This window comes from Haloarcula mannanilytica, from assembly GCF_005406125.1.
Classification (GTDB): Archaea; Halobacteriota; Halobacteria; order Halobacteriales; family Haloarculaceae; genus Haloarcula; species Haloarcula mannanilytica.
In genome coordinates this window covers 270,713-286,790 of the sequence record NZ_BIXZ01000004.1, presented here as the reverse complement: position 1 = coordinate 286,790, position 16,078 = coordinate 270,713, and the positions used below count along the sequence as shown (strand labels likewise).

The following is a 16,078-nucleotide window of genomic DNA, read 5'->3' as shown; positions in this document are numbered from 1 at the left end:
ATGAATCATGAAGAAGCTCATCAACGACGCGGAGACGGTCGTCGACGAAATGCTCGATGGGATGGTCGCGGCGTACCCCGACAGCGTTCGTCGGCTGTCCGACACGCAGGTGTTAGTTCGGGACGACGCCCCGGTCGACGACAAGGTTGCGGTCGTCAGCGGCGGCGGCAGCGGCCACGAACCGACCCACGCCGGCTATCTCGGCGAAGGGATGCTCGACGGCGCAGCGGCCGGGGAAGTGTTCACCTCTCCGACAGCCGACGAACTCGAAGCGATGATCGAAGCCTGCGACAGCGGCGCGGGCGTCCTGCTGGTCATCAAGAACTACGAGGGCGACGTGATGAACTTCGAGACGGCCGGCGAGATGGTCGAAATGGAAGGCACGGAGGTGGCTGAAGTCGTGGTTAACGACGACGTTGCCGTCGAGGACTCGCTGTACACGAGCGGTCGCCGCGGCGTCTGCGGGACGATCCTCGTACACAAAGTGGCCGGCGCGAAAGCCGCCGAGGGTGCAAGCCTCGATGAAGTCCAGCGTGTCGCCCAGAAGGTCGTCGACAACGTCGGGACGATGGGTATGGCCCTCACCTCCTGTGTCACCCCCGAGAAGGGCGAGCCGACCTTCGACCTCGGCGAGGACGAGATCGAACTCGGCATCGGCATCCACGGCGAGCCGGGCGTCGAACGGACGGAGACGATGTCCGCGGACGAGGTTACCGACGAACTCACGGAGGCTGTCCTCGACGACCTCGAACTTGACCCTGGACAGGAGGTCGTCACCATCGTCAACGGAATGGGCGGGACGCCACAGATGGAACTGTTCGTCGTCAACCGCCGTCTGCAGGAACTTCTCGACGAGCGGGACATCGAGACCTGGGATGCGTGGGTGGGGGATTACATGACCTCGCTGGACATGGCGGGCTGTTCGATTACGGTCTGTGCGGTCGACGAGGAACTGAAATCGCTGCTGGACGCGCCGGCCGAGACGCCGGCCATGACGGTCCGATGAGTCCGCAGCGAGACGCTGGGACCGCCGCTGTCGCGGCCGTCGAGAACGTCGCAGCAAGGATCGAAGCCGAGCGCGAGCACCTCACCGACCTCGACTCCGCCATCGGCGACGCCGACCACGGCGGCAACATGGCCCGCGGATGGCAGGCAGCGGCCGACGCGGTTTCGGACCTTGAGGACCCCGACATCGAGACAGTCGTCAAAACCGCCGGCAAGACCCTACTGTCGGAAGTCGGCGGCGCTTCGGGACCGCTGTATGGCGGCTCGCTCGTGTTCGCCAGTGCGGAACTCGAAGACGGACTGACCGCTGAATCCGCCGTTGCCTTCGCGGAGACGTATCTGGAGAAGGTACAGGACCGCGGTGACGCAAGTGTCGGGGACAAGACGATGGTCGACGCGCTCGTGCCGGCGGTTCATACGTTCAAAAAGTCCGTCGAGACCGACGACCTGCACCCGCTTGAGGCGCTGGCGAAAGCCGTTGCGGCGGCGGAGCATGGTGTTTCATTCACCGTCCCTATCCGGGCCGCAAAGGGCCGGGCGTCGTATCTCGGCTGGCGGTCGGTCGGCCATCAGGACCCGGGGGCGACGAGTACGCTGTACATCATGGAGGAACTGCTGGCGACGGCGGCGGACCACCTCGATACAGACGTTCCGTCAGCCGACGCCAGTTCCCCGACGAGTCCCGACGCGGAGGCGACCGAGGAGTAATGGTGGGACTCGTCGTCGTTTCACACAGCCACACTGCCGCCGAGGGAATCGTCGAAATAGCCGCTGAGATGGCTGGAGAGACGAACATCGAACCCGTCGGTGGTGACGGCGACGGTGGCATCGGGACGGTTCCTGACGACATCGAATCGACACTCGCTACCGCCGACGACGGCGACGGTGTCGTCGTCCTCGTCGACCTCGGCAGCGCCGTTATGAACGCGGAGGTCGCCATCGAGATGAGCGATGTCGAGGCCGTGATAGCGGACGCGCCCGTGCTTGAAGGGGCCGTCAACGCCGCGGTGGCCGCAACCAGCCCGGACGCTACGCTCAGTTCCGTTCGAGAGCAGGCCGAAGCAGCCCGGGACATCGACAAGCTGTGAGGAGCGGAGCGGTCGTCTGTTAAATATCGTCCAGTGACTCGAACCCGCTCCAGCACTCACAGTCGAGGTCCTCAATGGACGTGACTTCGTCCGGCAGCGAACTTATCGGCATCCCGTCGTCGAACTCGTCACACTCCTCGGTGTGAATAGAAAAATCCCCGCTCGACATAATGGGCATGAGCATGGCTATAGCGTACCGTCGCAAAAATCCTCGGAATTGAAGCGGTCAGAAGCATTGTGGTATCTGGCGACGATGACGGAGATGCAGGGACAGATGCCCTGCCATGGGGTGCCACAGCGAGACTGCTGCTAAATGTCAAAGTAACTCTTATTTGTTGGAGGGTTTATGGTTGCTGATACGATACAAGATGCAATGAACTCCGGGAGCGGGACAGCGGAACGGCCTCTGGACGGGGCGGGGTCCGTGTTGGTGCTGGCACGCAGTTCGAGTGACGCCGAACGAGAGAGTTGTGCCGGGTTTTTGTCGGAACAAGAGGTCTGTGAAGCGAAGGCAATCTGTGTCACGGTGTCCGAATCGCCCGACTCCCGCCTCTCGCTGTGGCAACAGCATCTCGACGACGAAATGCCCGAAGAGGCAATCATCGTCGACGCCGGCAGCGACTTGCCGGCCAACTCACAGGCCGCGGCATCGGGCGCGTTCCCCTCACTGACGCTCGATACGCTTCCCGCGACAGTGGAACCGATAGATATCGGAGTAGCTGTCGCTCGCCACCTCGGTCGACTGGATGGGGAAGACACCCCGCTGTTGTTGTGCCTGCATTCGCTGACCGGACTGCTCGAATCCTGGGAGCGTGACCGGGTTATCGCACTGGTGACCGCACTGAACCGTCAATGCGCCGAGATGGGCGTCTCCAGCCATCACCACATGGACCCGGAGGCCCACACGGAGGAGACAGTCGAGATGTTCCGGCCGCTGTATGACGTAGTGTACGAGTACATACCGGACCACGGCTGGACCGTCACGGAGTCCAAGGACGCGGAGGAAACGCCGACGTTCCGGAACACCGTGACGCCGCCCGGCGGGGTCGGACAGGGGAATCCCGAAGAGCCGGAGACCATCCCAATCCCCTACTCCTTTGACCAGGTTCTGGAACTGATTTCGGCCCCACGGCGGCGCAGTCTCCTGTATCACCTGAAGGACCGCTCGGAAAACGAGGTCCCGCTAGACGAACTCGTCGACCGCGTTTACGAACGAGAGAAGGCAATTCCGGCCAGAGAGACGCCCAAATCGCGCGACGAAGTGGGCGTGTCGCTTGCGCACAACCACCTCCCGCGGCTGGACGATCTCGGGATTCTCTCCTACGAGACGGCGTCGAACACCGTCGAGTACTACCCCAATCCCGCGCTGGAATCGGCGATCCGGTACGTCGAGCGTCTCGAACTCGGGTGATCCGGTACATCGAGCGCCTCGAACTCGGGTGATGCTCGGTCTGACCCACTCATTTATGTAACCGCTCCCGGCATAGCCCGGTATGGACGAGACCCCGCTCCCGGAGGTCACAGAGCAGTTCGCCCAGACACTCGCCCCAGCTAGCGATGCAGTAATCGAGGAGATGGACGCCAAAGCCGACCGCGAGGGGTTCCCGACGGTCGGCCCCGCGGTCGGGGGCTGGCTCCGACTCGTCGCCCGGATGGTCGACGCCGACCGCGTCTTCGAGTTCGGGTCGGGTTTTGGCTACTCGGCGTACTGGATGGCCCCCGCCGTGCCCGAGGACGGGCAGATCGTCCTGACCGAGATCGACGCCGACGAACTGGCGGAGGCCCGCGAGTTCCTCGAGCGCGGTGGGTTCGCCGACCGGGCCGCCTTCGAGCACGGCGATGCAATCGAAACCGTCGGAGGCTACGACGGGCCGTTCGACGTGGTGCTCATCGACAACGAGAAACACCGCTACGCGGAGGCCTTCGAGGCCGTCCGAGCGAAGGTGCCGGTGGGCGGGGCCGTGGTCGCCGACAACATGATCGAGGCCGGACCACTGGAGTTCGAGGAAGTGCGGGCGTTGCTACACGGTGAGGACATCGATGCCAACGAGGCGAGTCGCGGTATCGCTGCGTATCTCGAACGTGTCAGCGAGGACCCGGCGTTCGAGACCGGCCTGCTGCCCCTCGGTGAAGGCGTCGCGGTGAGCGTCCGCGTGGAGTGACGAACGCAGGGCGTGAGCCGCGAGCAGCTAAACGGCGGCCGCACCCAAACGCTATTACCATGTGTGTTGATGACTAACATGGACAATGGCGAAAGCAGATACCGGCACGGCCTCGACAGAATCGGGACTGGACACCGCTGTCATCGAGCGAGCGGCCGAGCGGGCGGGTATCGACGAAAAGAGTCTGTGTGACGCGCTGGTCATCCTGCATGCGGACCTCATCGGCCGCCACAGCAAGTTCGAGCGGGAGTTCGACTACGTCACCGTCGACGGGACGCGGGCCTACCGCATCTCGGACGAGGTCTGTGACGACCTCCTCTCTGAGTTCGGGTTCGATGACGATATCGCGGCTGGCGTCAGACTCGCACACACTGAGCAGGCGAAGCTCCTGTTCGCCAAATCCGTCCGCGGGGACGACAACTTCGACGCCGACGAGTGTGGCATCGTTATCGGTATCGACACGGCCGAGCAGTTCTGAGTCCGCTCCGATTCTCGCCGACGAAAATGCGGGTGCATAGCTTATGTAGGAGGCCCCACAACTGAGCGCCAACGCTGGTCCTAACGAATGAGTCTGATGATAGATATTCGGAAGCTCGGGTTGTTCAATCAGATGGCTAAGGAGGGCGGTAACACCGTTGCGAACCACCTCAGCCAGATGACGGGAATGGAGACAGAGATGGAGATTACCAAGATCAATTTCATCGACATCCCGGATATCAAAACACACGTCGGCGACGAGAAGCAGATCGGTATCAGTATTGAAATGGTCGAAAAGCCCCACGGCCACATCCTATTCCTGTTCAACGCCGCCAGTGCGAAGGACCTCGCCAACGGCATGATCGGCGACATGGGCGAAACGGACCCCAACGCCACCGGCTTCACCGACATGGAGCGGTCGGCGATCCAGGAGATCGGCAACATCATGACCAGCGGTTTCATCGACGGCTGGGCGAACGTCCTCGATACGACCATCGACATCTCGACGCCGAACTTCACCTTCGGCCCCGGGAGCGGGATGGTCGACCAGCTCGTCGGCGGCCGGGACAACGAGATGGCGCTGATGTTCGACTCCCGGGTTCACGCGCTGGAATCCGACATCAACGTGAAGGTGTACACGTTCCCGGAACTGGAAGAACTGGTCGACCTGATGCAGGAAATCGAAGTGTAAGCAGCTTTTTCGAGGGCGCTGTCGGCAGTCGCTGTGGATGAACTCCTTTTCCTTCATGAAAGATTTAGCAGTGTTTCTTGTACCGTGGGCCCTTGCGTCGAGACATGCCAGGAGGAAGCCCCCAGACCTTGCGACCGTTCCTGTGGCGTGCGGAGACACTGTATCCCGACACAGAGGTCGTGTCTCGTACCCACGAAGGTATCGTTCGCCACGACTACGCCGAGTACGCCGAGCGGACGGCCCAGCTAGCGAACGCGCTCGACGACGCCGGCTACGGCGACGGTGAACGGCTCGGGACGTTCTGCTGGAACCACAGCCGCCACTTCGAGACGTACTTCGGGGTGCCCGGAATCGGCGCGCAGTTGCACACGATCAATCCGCTCCTGCCCGACGAACACATCCAGTACATCGTCGACAACGCACAGGACGAAATCATCTTCGTCGACGAATCGCTCCTGCCGAAACTCGAAGGGGCCGCTACGGACGATCCCGATTCCTTCGAATCGGTCGAGCAGTTCATCGTGATGAGCGACTCCGTTCCCGACACGGACCTCGACGCAATTGCGTACGAATCGTTCATCGACGGCCAGCCGACGGAGTACGACTGGCCGGAACTGGAGGAGGAACGCCCCGCCGGCCTCTGTTACACCTCCGGCACGACGGGGCGGCCGAAAGGTGTCGAGTACACCCAGCAGATGCTGTGGAGCCATACGATGGCGATCCAGTCGCCACAGGGCATCCCGCTCGACGACGATGACGTGGTGATGCCCGTCGTCCCGATGTTTCACGTCAACGCGTGGGGGCTGCCGTTCTCAGCCACTGCGGGCGGTGCAAAACACGTCTACCCCGGTCCACAGCCCGAACCCGCGGACCTGGCGAAGCTCATCGAGGAGGAGAACGTCACCGTCACCGCCGGCGTCCCCACCGTCTGGCTGGGGCTGATGGAGTACATCAAAGAGAACGACGTGGATCTCTCTTCACTGGACCGGCTCGTCGTCGGCGGGAGCGCCGCCCCGGAGGCGATGATCCGGTTCTTCGACGACCGCGACGTGGAACTGGTCCACGCCTGGGGGATGACCGAGACGGCCCCTGTCGGCGCGGTCGCAACGCTCAGAAGCGACCTGGAGGACGCGGACTACCAGACGCAGCTGAACAAGCGCGCGAAGCAGGGACTCATCTCACCCGGGCTGGAGTTCCGCGTCATCGACGACAACGGCAACGAAATCCCACACAACGGCGAGGACTTCGGCGAATTACACGTCCGGGGACCGTGGGTGACGACAGAGTATTTCAAGCGACCGGAGGCGAACGAACAGGAGTTCGAGGACGGCTACCTGAAGACCGGCGACGTGGTGTCAGTCGACGAGGACGGGTACATCAAGATCGTCGACCGAGCGAAAGATGTCATCAAGAGCGGCGGGGAGTGGATCTCCTCGCAAGAACTGGAAAACGCGCTAATGGCCCACGACCACGTGAGCGAGGCCGCCGTCATCGGCGTCCCCCACGAGCGCTGGCAGGAGCGCCCCCTGGCAATGGTCGTTCCGACGGCCGACGCCGACGAAGACACGCTCGCCGAGGAACTCCGAGAACACATCCTCGACTCCTACCCCAAGTGGTGGGTGCCGGACAACTTCATCACGATTGACGAGGTCCCCAAGACGGCTACGGGAAAATTCGACAAAAAGGCGCTCCGCGACGAGTACGCTAGCGAATCGCTCGTCGAGGGGCAGGTTCCCGAGGAGGCCGCGCCAGAGTGAACGGCTCGGACAGTGCATCCTCGGCAAGCGGTCGCAGTCGCAGTTACTGAACGCCAGTAATGAGGTTCCGGATTTCGGTCCGATAGGCGTCGGGTTGTAGGCCGAGGTCGACATCGACGGTGACCGTAATGCCGTCGCTCAGTGCGTTCTCGACGACCTGCTCGAAGTTCTGCGCCGGGTACGCGCCCCCGGAGATGAGGACGAAGTCACCGTGGTGCCAGACCGCGAACAGCGCCGAGATGTCGATATCCGCCGCCGGAATCTCGACTGCCTCGTTCTCCGTCACGTCGAATGTGATCCCCTCGAAAGGGAACACCGCAGACAGTTCCGTTGTCTCGGCTGTCTCGCCGGTGTTGATGTCGATAGTCCCCCCGCCGGTTTCCTCGATATCGGTCAGCCCTTGGGCTTCCATCTGCTGTTCGAAGCTGTCGCGGGCGTTCATTCGAACTTCAGCCAGCAGTTCCTCCCGACCCACGCCGCCCGGAAGATTGTCGAGATTGGGGCTGAAATCGACTCGTGTGGCGAAAAACACTGAGAGGGCAGTCGCCACCTGATCGAGCGTTCTGCTGGCGACCCGCTCCTGAAGCTGTTCGTCGACGTACTGGACCGTGCTGGAAACGGCTTCGACGTTTACCGGGCCGTAGCTCCGGTCGAACACTGTCTCCGAGGACAAGTCCGTTCGCGTCCAGCCGCCGTCTTCGAGGCGCTGTGTCGGAACGTCCGGCGGCGGCGTCTCGGCGGCAGCCAGGAACGAACACCCCGCAAGTCCGGCGGTTCCGAGGCTGGCTCCGGTAAGCAGGTAATCTCGACGGTTCATGTGCGAGCAAGGCCACAGCCATGGAAAAGCGTGCTGGCCAATTATCAGGAGTTTCGTGGAAACAACTCCGGCGGTGTTTGGTGTAGTTTCACGGAGTATATGAGGACACAAACCATGGCATTAATCATGGAACTACTGTCCGAGGAACTCGTTCCAGAGCACGCCCACGAGGTCAAGCAGGAGGCCCGGGAGTTCGCTGCGGAGCACATCGAGCCAGTCGCGGCCGATTACTACGCGTCCGGGGAGTACCCCTGGGATGTGCTCGAAGCGGCCACCGAGGCCGGCCTCGTCGCACAGGACATCGGCGAGGAGTGGGGCGGGAGCGGATACGACCTCCAGCAGGTACTCGCCATCGCCGAGGAGTTCTACAAGGCTGACGCGGGCATCGCGCTGACGCTCCAGTTGGCCAGTTTCGGAGCCGAAATCGTCGAGGACCACGGCGCGGAGTGGCAAAAGGAGGAGTTCCTCGAACCGGTCGCGGCCGGTGACCAGATCACGGGCCTGGCCGTCTCCGAACCGGAGACGGGGAGCGATCTGGCCGGCATGACGACGGCCGCCGAGCAGGACGGCGACGAGTGGGTCCTCAACGGCGAAAAGTACTGGATCGGCAACGGCGTCGAGGCCGACTGGGTGACGCTGTACGCCAAGACCGGCGACGACCCGAACGACCGCTACGGGAACTACTCGATGTTCATCGTTCCGACGGACGCCGACGGCTACCACGCCGAACACATCCCCGAGAAGATGGGCTTCCGGGCGTCGAAGCAGGCCCACATCGTCCTCGACGACTGCCGGATTCCCGAGGAAAACCTGATCGGCGTCGAAGGGGCCGGCTTCTACATGCTGGCGGAGTTCTTCAACCACGGCCGTGTCGTCGTCGGCGGGCACGGAATCGGTCTCGCCGCCGCGGCTATCGAGGAAGCCTGGGAGTTCGTCCACGACCGCGAGGCCTTCGGGAAGACGGTCGACGAGTTCCAGGCGGTTCAGCATAAACTGGCCGACATGCATCTGGGCCTCCAGTCCGCTCGAACGCTCACCTGGCACGCCGCCGACCGCGTCGCGAATCAGGAAAACGCCGGCTACTGGGCCGCACTGGCAAAGACCAAAGCGACCGAGGCGGCGATGGACGCCGCCGAGAAGGGGATGCAACTGCACGGCGGGCGCTCGGTGCTGACCGAGAACCGTATCTCCCGCGTGTACCGCGACGTGCGGATTCCGGTCATCTACGAGGGAGCCAACGACATCCAGCGGAACCTCATCTACAACCAGGCCCCGAAGTAGCGGTCGGATAACAATTTAGAAGGGCCTGTCGTCGGATCGGACCGCAACCGACGTGGTTTCGGTGCGGAACACCACCCTTCGAGTGTTCTTCGGCGGGATTCGACTACCCCGCGTTGGTTCGAAAAAGGCAGATTCAACTACGTTGCTGTACCGGTCAGACTGGACGGAATACCTTTCAACGGCGTCTATGTCGGCTGTACCGGACTGGTACACCACCCTACGAGTGTTCTGGCACCGCCGGACAGACGTTCTGACACCACCGTACAAGTGTTCTAGTACCGCCCTGCGAGTGTTTACGATCCGGCTATAGCCTGCCGAGATCAGTCCACACGTGTTCACACACCACCCTGCAAGTGTTCACACAGCGGCGCTTGAACGGGTAGAAGCCCCCGAAAACCCACGTTGGCAGTGTTTTCGTACTGTTCTTGTGAGAATCGGTTCGTCGCCCGGACACCGCCCTGCAAGTGTTTCCCGTATTGAGACGGACGCGAAAACACAGGGAGACACCACCCTGCAAGTGTTCCAGAGCACCTGTTTCAACGGTCTTCCGGGCAAATAGACACAGACACCACCCTGCAAGTGTTTTCAAAACGGAACTCCGTGGCGTTGCTCGAAACGGGCGGCCACACCGGGTTGCAAGTGTTCTACACGGGATATTGTGCAGGAGAGGCCCCGTAGCCGTGCGTTGTCATCTCTGCTGTACGGGCCATCGTGGGTACACACACCACCCTGCAACTGTTCTGCACCGCTCGATAGCTGCGGCCGCCGATGAACACACACACACCACCGTGCAAGTGTTCTACGGTGTGAACCCCTGGGGTGGGAGTGGCGCGACTACGTGAACTGCCAGAGGTTCTGTTGCTCGTCGTCAGTGGTGTCCGGTGCCTCGAACTCCGTCGCTTCGTCTTCCAAGTAATGTTCCAAGATCCCGTTGACGTTGCTCGGGACGGCGTCGCTGTAGGAGGACTGAAGCGCAGCGTTGATGATGTCGGTCGGGTCGTCGGTGACCTCGTAGATGTACTTGCGCCCGCCCTTCCGGCCGAGGTTCCGCTCAGCGGATCGGACCAGCCCCTGCATGGAGAGCTGGTCGAGGAACTCGTAGATCTTGCGCTCGGATTTCACGCGGCGGCCGCTCGATTCCGCGATAGAGGAATAGAGATTGTAGATCCGCTTCGTCGAGGCCTCGTGTTTCGGCTCGATCAGCGCAAGCGTCGTCGCGAGATACGTCAGCGCCTGCTGTGAACTCAGGTCGTGCTCGAAGTAGTCCAGCAGTTCATCAGTCTCTATCGTGTCCGTCGCCCGTCGCGTATGTGCTTCCGTCACGCCGTCGGCACCTTCCATCCGCGCGTATTCTCCGGCCTTTTCGAGAATCCGGAGGCCCTGGCGAACGTCACCGCGCTCCTGTGCCGAGAAGGCCGCCGCCAGCGGGACGACATCCTCGCCGAGAACGTCCTCCCTGAACGCGATATCGGCGTAGTAGCCCAGAATATCCCGAAGCTCTGTCGCATCGTACGGACCGAACTTGATCTCCCGTTCCCCGAGGGTCGATTTTACTTTGGGTTCCAGCACATCGACGAATTTGAGGTCGTTCGAGATACCGATGAGTCCGACCTTCGCATCAGTGATCGGCGTGTTCTCGTTCGCTTCTGCTCGGGGGAGTTCATAGAGGAAGTCGTTCCGTGCGTCCGCGGGGATGTTGTCGATTTCGTCCAGAATGATAAGGACGTTCCCGCCGACGGCTTCGATCTCTTCGTAGAGGAACTCGAAGACGCTATCAGTGCTGTAGCCACTCTCCGGTAGTTGGTTCTCCGAGTCCCGGAACTCGTTGACGAGCGTGTTGACCAGCGCGTACGCCGACCGGTAGTTCCGGCAGTTGATCGGCCCGATGACGGTGAGTGGGATGTCCTCGGCCTCGGCTTTTTCTTCGAGTTTGTCACGGACCCACTTCGTGACAGCAGTTTTACCGACACCTGTGGGACCGTAGACGAAGACGTTGTTGGGGTCGTGGCCGACGATAACATCCTGAAGCGCATTAATGTAAAATTCGATCTCTTCGTCGCGGTGAAAGATCGTATCCGGCGTGAACGTGTCCTTTTTCAGCGGTTGCTTTCGTTCGAAGATCGCGTCGGTCCCGTCGAACGGGTTCTCGTTCACGTCGACCATCGTACCCCACCTTTTGAGTGGCCCTACATAAAACCAGTGACCACCGTTCAAGTGTTTCAAGTGTTCTTACGCCGAACAGTCACACACCACCCTGCAAGTGTTTCTCCAATAGACTTCGAAAATAGCCACGAACGGACTGCTACGTCGATTCCTGATCTAACGTACTTGAGTCCTGTGATTTCCTGTTATCTCATCCTAAACTAGATCTAGGTCTAGTAATAACAATTTATATCTTATGGTGTAGGCAATATATCTATATTCATTTAGTTCAGTACCAGATCAGGTGATATTCTAAAACTGTGTATTTAGTCCTTTAAACGTTGTAATCTTCACTTTGAGATTATTCTCTCTATCACAGAATCGTGATAGACGCGATCACTCCCCATCTAATTAAGTACGTCTGAGGTGGCCCACCCCTCCCCACCCCCACCCCCGCCAACACCGAGAACACTTGCACGGTGGTGTGTGTGGGTCCCGCTCCAAAGAGCGCGATTCGCTATAAAAGGGCGTTACGTTCGAGCGGTCCGAAGTCGATGACACGGTAAAAGCTGGGTGACACAGTGAAGATATCCAGATAGCGGACGGCCCAATGGCTACGGCATCGCTCTTTATCCGCTGAGCGCACAATGATTCTCCATGGCAGACATTACGGTGACGTTCGTCGACCGAGGTCGCGTACAGGCTGACCGGAACTTCGTCGTCGATGGCCACAGCGTCGCGACGGCCTCGGACCGCGACCCGGACCACGAGTACGAAACGTACGTCGTCTGGAACCTCGTCGTGGAGACGCCGGAACTGACCGTACTCTGGGACACTGGCTCTCACTCCGAAGCCGCCGATGGGTACTGGCCAACGCCGCTGTACGAGGCGTTCGCACACGTCGATGCCGCCGAGCACACCCTGTCGGCCGACCTTGAAGAGGCGGGCTACAGCATTGCGGACATCGACGCGGTCGTGATGAGCCACCTCCATCTTGACCACGCCGGCGGCCTGCACAACTTCGCCGGAACAGACGTACCGATCTACGTCCACCGCGAGGAACTCCCGTACGCGTACTACAGCGCCAACACCGACGAGGGATCTATCGCCTATCTCGCCAGCGATTTCGACCGCGACCTGAACTGGGAAATCGTCCACGGCGACAGCTACCATCTCACGGACGGTATCGAACTGCTGCACCTTCCCGGCCACACGCCCGGACTCATGGGTGCGTTCATCGACCGCCCGGAGCAGCCGCTCCTCGTCGTCGGCGACGAAGCGTACGTCGAGGCGAACTACGCGGGCCAGCCGATGGCGACGAGCCTCCTCTGGAACAACGGTGCGTGGAAAGAGAGCTTGGAGCGATGCCGCGACCGTCAGCGGGCCACAGGGGCCGAGGTGCTACTCGGCCACGACCTCGCGGTGTTCGAGGACGTGTCCGGGGCCATGGACTGAGACACGGTCGCGGCAGGGCAGACGAACCGCGGCAGGGCACACGATCTGCGGCAGGGCACACAATCCGCGGCAGGTCAGTCCGACACGGGGACGAGCGTCCGTTGCTCGCCGTCTTCTGTCGCCACGACCCAGCGGTCTTCGTGGCGCTCGACAACGGCCCACACGCCGAAAAACAGGTGTAAATCCAGTTCGAGACCGTTCAGTCGCTGACCGGTCTCTTCGATGCGGAACGCCCGGGACTCGGCGACCGTCGTCATCTCAAGAGCGGATGCCAGACGACGGCGAGCCGTAGCGATGACCGGTTCGAACGCGACTCACTGTTCGAGATACCCGTACGTCTCCTCCAGATAGTCGATGATCCAGTCGACCGTGGACTCGTCGTAGGTCCAGAAGCCGTAGAACTCCCGCGGCTCGCGCTCCTCGGCCAGCAGCGCGCACTTCTGGGTCGGGTCGCCGCCGCCGTCGAACACGACGAACCACGAGTCGGCAATCTCCTCGGCTCGTTCCAGGTGGAGTGTGAACGTGCTGTACTCGGGCGGGTCGACATCCGGCACACAGTATGCGTGAACATCCACATCTGTCTCACCGAGTCGCTCGTAGAGGTCGAGTTCGCCCTGCAAAGTCGAGAGGGTCTGGAAACCGGCGTGTAGCGTCCCGTTTCCGACCCGCCACGCGCGGTCCTCGATTTCGCGGGACGCTGCGGTCATCCGCTGGATCGACCACGAGGTGAACATCGTCTCGTCGAGGTGATCGAGAATCGACGCATAGGGGCTGTTGTCCCGCGTGATGTACCGTCGCCCCTCGTTGAGTGAGTCGGTGAACGAATTGAGGCTCGCGGCCGCGATGACTTCCCCGTCCTCGCTGAGCGTGATAAACTCGCCCGGTCGCCCGCTCTCGGTCTGCTCGGTCTGAACGCGAACGTTGCGGTCCGCGAAGCGCTCCTGCAGGTCCTCGGCTGCCGTCGGCCCGGCGTTGAAGACGGTCAGCGTCTTCCGGTGGTTCTCGACACCGGCGATGAGTTCCGTTAACGACATCCTCGACTATACATCGGTAGTCACTGTGTTAGTCGTTCCGGCGGGGAAGTCGCACACCTTATTATTTGCATCTGATATGTACTTCTCAGAAGCACCTATAGGACACGCGAACACATACCAAAAGTGACGAAACGGGATTTCGAAAACGGCAATCTGAGGTGCCTGAGCCGAAAGATAACGATTAATGAGTGGTGATGTAGTGGAAAATCTTTAGTCATGGCCCCCCAACGGAAGGATACGGCACCAGAGCTGGGGCCGAGGATTTCACCATGACAGACAACGAACTAATCTGGCGAATCGCCGGTGGTTCCGGTGACGGAATCGACTCGACAAGCCAGAACTTCGCGAAGGCCTTGATGTGGTCGGGGCTGAACGTGTTCACGCATCGCCATTACCCGTCGCGTATCCGCGGCGGCCACACGTACGTCGAAGTACGTGCGGACGACGAGCCAGTAAAGTCCCGCGGGGACGGCTATAACTTCCTGCTGGCCCTGGGTGACTCCTTCGCCCGGAACCCACAGGAAGAAGCCTACTACGGCAAAGAGGAGCTGAAACCGCTGTACGAGAACTTCGACGACCTCCGCGAGGGCGGCGTCCTCCTCTATGACGAGGGACTGCTCGACGACGAGGATGTCGAGGAGATCGGCCTCGAAGAGGCCGCCGAGGAGAACAACTGGCACGTCGTGCCGATGGACCTCCGCGGCATCGCCAAGGAACACGGCCGCGAGATCATGCGGAACACGGCCGGTATCGGCGCGACCGCGGCCATTCTCGACATCAGCACCGACGAGTTCGAGAAGCTCATCAAACAGAACATGAGCGGCGACATGCAGGAGGCGAACCTCAACGTCCTTGAGGACGCCTACGAAGCCGCCAGTGAACTCGATATCGACCACGATATCGAGGTCCCCGAAGGCTCCCACGACGAGGAGCAGGTCATTCTCTCGGGTTCGAACGCCATCTCCTACGGCGCAATCGACGAGGGCTGTCGCTTCATCTCGGGGTACCCCATGACTCCGTGGACCGACGTGTTCACGATCATGTCCCAACACCTGCCCGAGTTCGGTGGCATCTCCGAGCAGGTCGAGGACGAGATCGCGGCCGCAGCGCTCGCACTCGGCGCGTCCCACGCCGGCGTCAAAGCCATGTCCGGGTCCTCCGGCGGTGGCTTCGCGCTGATGTCCGAACCGCTCGGACTGGCTGAGATGACCGAGACGCCGATTGTGCTGGTCGAAGCGATGCGGGCCGGTCCCTCGACCGGGATGCCGACCAAGCCCGAGCAGGCGGACCTCGAACACGTCCTGTACACGTCACAGGGCGACTCCGCCCGCGTCGTGTTCGCGCCCGCGAACATCCGCGAGTGTTACACCCAGACCCGCTCGGCGTTCCGCATCGCCTACGAGTATCAGATTCCGGCCATCGTCATCTACGACCAGAAGATCCAGGGCGAACTCCGGAACCTCCCGGCCAGCCACTTCGACGAGGAACCGAACGCCGACCCCGGCTCGGTCCTCACCGAAGAGGAGATTCAGGACGCAGCCCACCACTCCTCCGGGAAGTTCCAGCGGTTCCTCCACGAGCCAGAGGACGGCTCCAACGTCAGCCCGCGCTCCGTGCCGGGCCAGAAGGACGGCCGCTTCCTGGCGACGGGTAACGAGCACAACCCATCGGGCCACATCAGCGAGGACCCCGAGAACCGTATCGCCCAGATGAACCGACGGCTCAACAAGCTCGACGACATCCGTGCTGACTTAGACGAGAACACGTCCCACCAGACCTACCGCGGACCCGAGGACGCCGACTACGGCATCCTCGTGTGGGGCAGCCAGCAGGGGACCGTCTTCGAGGCCGTCGACCGACTCAACGAGAACGGCCACTCCGTGAAGGCACTGGGCGTCTCCGACATGGCCCCGTACCCGAAGGAAGAGGTCTCCGAGTGGCTCGAATCGGTCGACGAGGCGCTCGTCGTCGAGATGAACGCTACGGCCCAGTTCCGCGGTCTGACCCAGAAGGAACTCGGCAAGTACGGCGACAAGATGTCGAGCTTGCTCAAGTACAACGGCAACCCCTTCGAGCCCGCCGAGATCGTCGACGGGTTCGAGTCCAGCATTGACGGCGAGGAACTCGCCGCGAGCAACATGAAGTACGTCCCCGCGGCAGGTGACTAAC

The 16,078-nt window shown here is 61.6% G+C and carries 16 protein-coding genes; 11 read left to right on the top strand and 5 right to left on the bottom strand.

Annotation, left to right across the window (positions count from 1 at the left end; genetic code table 11):
• The first annotated feature begins 7 nt into the window (after positions 1-7).
• The 3 genes from dhaK to dhaM are packed head-to-tail and all read left to right on the top strand — an operon-like array spanning position 8 to position 2,093.
• Complete coding sequence (gene dhaK / locus Harman_RS13590) at positions 8-1,006, top strand: dihydroxyacetone kinase subunit DhaK (protein WP_137684328.1); 999 nt, start codon at positions 8-10, stop codon at positions 1,004-1,006.
• Positions 1,003-1,713: a dihydroxyacetone kinase subunit DhaL gene (gene dhaL / locus Harman_RS13585; RefSeq protein ID WP_137684327.1), complete on the top strand. Its 711-nt coding sequence runs from the start codon at positions 1,003-1,005 to the stop codon at positions 1,711-1,713. The genes dhaK and dhaL overlap by 4 nt, the downstream gene beginning before the upstream one ends.
• A complete protein-coding gene (gene dhaM, locus Harman_RS13580) occupies positions 1,713-2,093 on the top strand; it encodes a dihydroxyacetone kinase phosphoryl donor subunit DhaM (RefSeq protein ID WP_137684326.1) in 381 nt (126 codons plus the stop codon). Before dhaL ends, dhaM begins: the two co-directional genes overlap by 1 nt.
• Before the next feature lie 19 nt (positions 2,094-2,112).
• Here the strand turns inward: dhaM and Harman_RS21585 are convergent, their stop codons facing one another.
• Positions 2,113-2,271, bottom strand: coding sequence for a hypothetical protein (locus Harman_RS21585; protein ID WP_200830901.1), 159 nt, complete (start codon positions 2,269-2,271; stop codon positions 2,113-2,115).
• A gap of 195 nt (positions 2,272-2,466) precedes the next feature.
• Here Harman_RS21585 and Harman_RS13575 point away from each other — a divergent pair, with 195 nt between their 5' ends.
• The 5 genes from Harman_RS13575 to Harman_RS13555 all read left to right on the top strand — a co-directional run bounded on the left by Harman_RS13575 (position 2,467) and on the right by Harman_RS13555 (position 7,180).
• Positions 2,467-3,504: a DUF7504 family protein gene (locus Harman_RS13575; RefSeq protein WP_137684325.1), complete on the top strand. Its 1,038-nt coding sequence runs from the start codon at positions 2,467-2,469 to the stop codon at positions 3,502-3,504.
• Positions 3,505-3,586: 82 nt separating this feature from the next.
• Complete coding sequence (locus tag Harman_RS13570; protein WP_137684324.1) at positions 3,587-4,255, top strand: O-methyltransferase; 669 nt, start codon at positions 3,587-3,589, stop codon at positions 4,253-4,255.
• Between the two features lie 85 nt (positions 4,256-4,340).
• Complete coding sequence (locus Harman_RS13565) at positions 4,341-4,733, top strand: hypothetical protein (protein ID WP_137684323.1); 393 nt, start codon at positions 4,341-4,343, stop codon at positions 4,731-4,733.
• Between the two features lie 87 nt (positions 4,734-4,820).
• Positions 4,821-5,423, top strand: a complete 603-nt coding sequence (locus tag Harman_RS13560) for a chemotaxis protein CheC (protein ID WP_137684322.1) — start codon at positions 4,821-4,823, stop codon at positions 5,421-5,423.
• A 104-nt stretch (positions 5,424-5,527) separates the two neighbouring features.
• Positions 5,528-7,180 (top strand): long-chain fatty acid--CoA ligase, encoded by a 1,653-nt coding sequence (locus tag Harman_RS13555; RefSeq protein WP_137684321.1) that lies wholly within the window; start codon positions 5,528-5,530, stop codon positions 7,178-7,180.
• Between the two features lie 43 nt (positions 7,181-7,223).
• Here the strand turns inward: Harman_RS13555 and Harman_RS13550 are convergent, their stop codons facing one another.
• Positions 7,224-7,997 (bottom strand): DUF6517 family protein, encoded by a 774-nt coding sequence (locus Harman_RS13550; protein ID WP_137684320.1) that lies wholly within the window; start codon positions 7,995-7,997, stop codon positions 7,224-7,226.
• 126 nt (positions 7,998-8,123) lie between these two features.
• Between Harman_RS13550 and Harman_RS13545 the strand changes: the two genes are divergently transcribed.
• On the top strand, positions 8,124-9,278 hold the full coding sequence (locus Harman_RS13545) for an acyl-CoA dehydrogenase family protein (protein WP_137684319.1): 1,155 nt from the start codon (positions 8,124-8,126) through the stop codon (positions 9,276-9,278).
• Between the two features lie 834 nt (positions 9,279-10,112).
• Here Harman_RS13545 and Harman_RS13540 read toward each other — a convergent pair.
• Positions 10,113-11,441 carry a Cdc6/Cdc18 family protein gene (locus Harman_RS13540; RefSeq protein WP_137684318.1) on the bottom strand — a complete coding sequence of 443 codons (1,329 nt, stop codon included), beginning with the start codon at positions 11,439-11,441 and terminating at the stop codon, positions 10,113-10,115.
• Positions 11,442-12,077: 636 nt separating this feature from the next.
• Here Harman_RS13540 and Harman_RS13535 point away from each other — a divergent pair.
• Entirely contained in the window at positions 12,078-12,875 is a 798-nt protein-coding gene (locus Harman_RS13535; protein WP_137684317.1) for an N-acyl homoserine lactonase family protein, read from the top strand.
• 74 nt (positions 12,876-12,949) lie between these two features.
• On the opposite strand, the gene Harman_RS13530 is transcribed toward Harman_RS13535, so the two are convergent.
• Positions 12,950-13,132 carry a hypothetical protein gene (locus Harman_RS13530; RefSeq protein WP_137684316.1) on the bottom strand — a complete coding sequence of 61 codons (183 nt, stop codon included), beginning with the start codon at positions 13,130-13,132 and terminating at the stop codon, positions 12,950-12,952.
• 57 nt (positions 13,133-13,189) lie between these two features.
• Complete coding sequence (locus tag Harman_RS13525; RefSeq protein ID WP_137684315.1) at positions 13,190-13,909, bottom strand: DICT sensory domain-containing protein; 720 nt, start codon at positions 13,907-13,909, stop codon at positions 13,190-13,192.
• Positions 13,910-14,178: 269 nt separating this feature from the next.
• Here Harman_RS13525 and Harman_RS13520 point away from each other — a divergent pair, with 269 nt between their 5' ends.
• Positions 14,179-16,077 carry a 2-oxoacid:acceptor oxidoreductase subunit alpha gene (locus Harman_RS13520; RefSeq protein ID WP_137684314.1) on the top strand — a complete coding sequence of 633 codons (1,899 nt, stop codon included), beginning with the start codon at positions 14,179-14,181 and terminating at the stop codon, positions 16,075-16,077.
• Position 16,078: the final 1 nt, after the last annotated feature.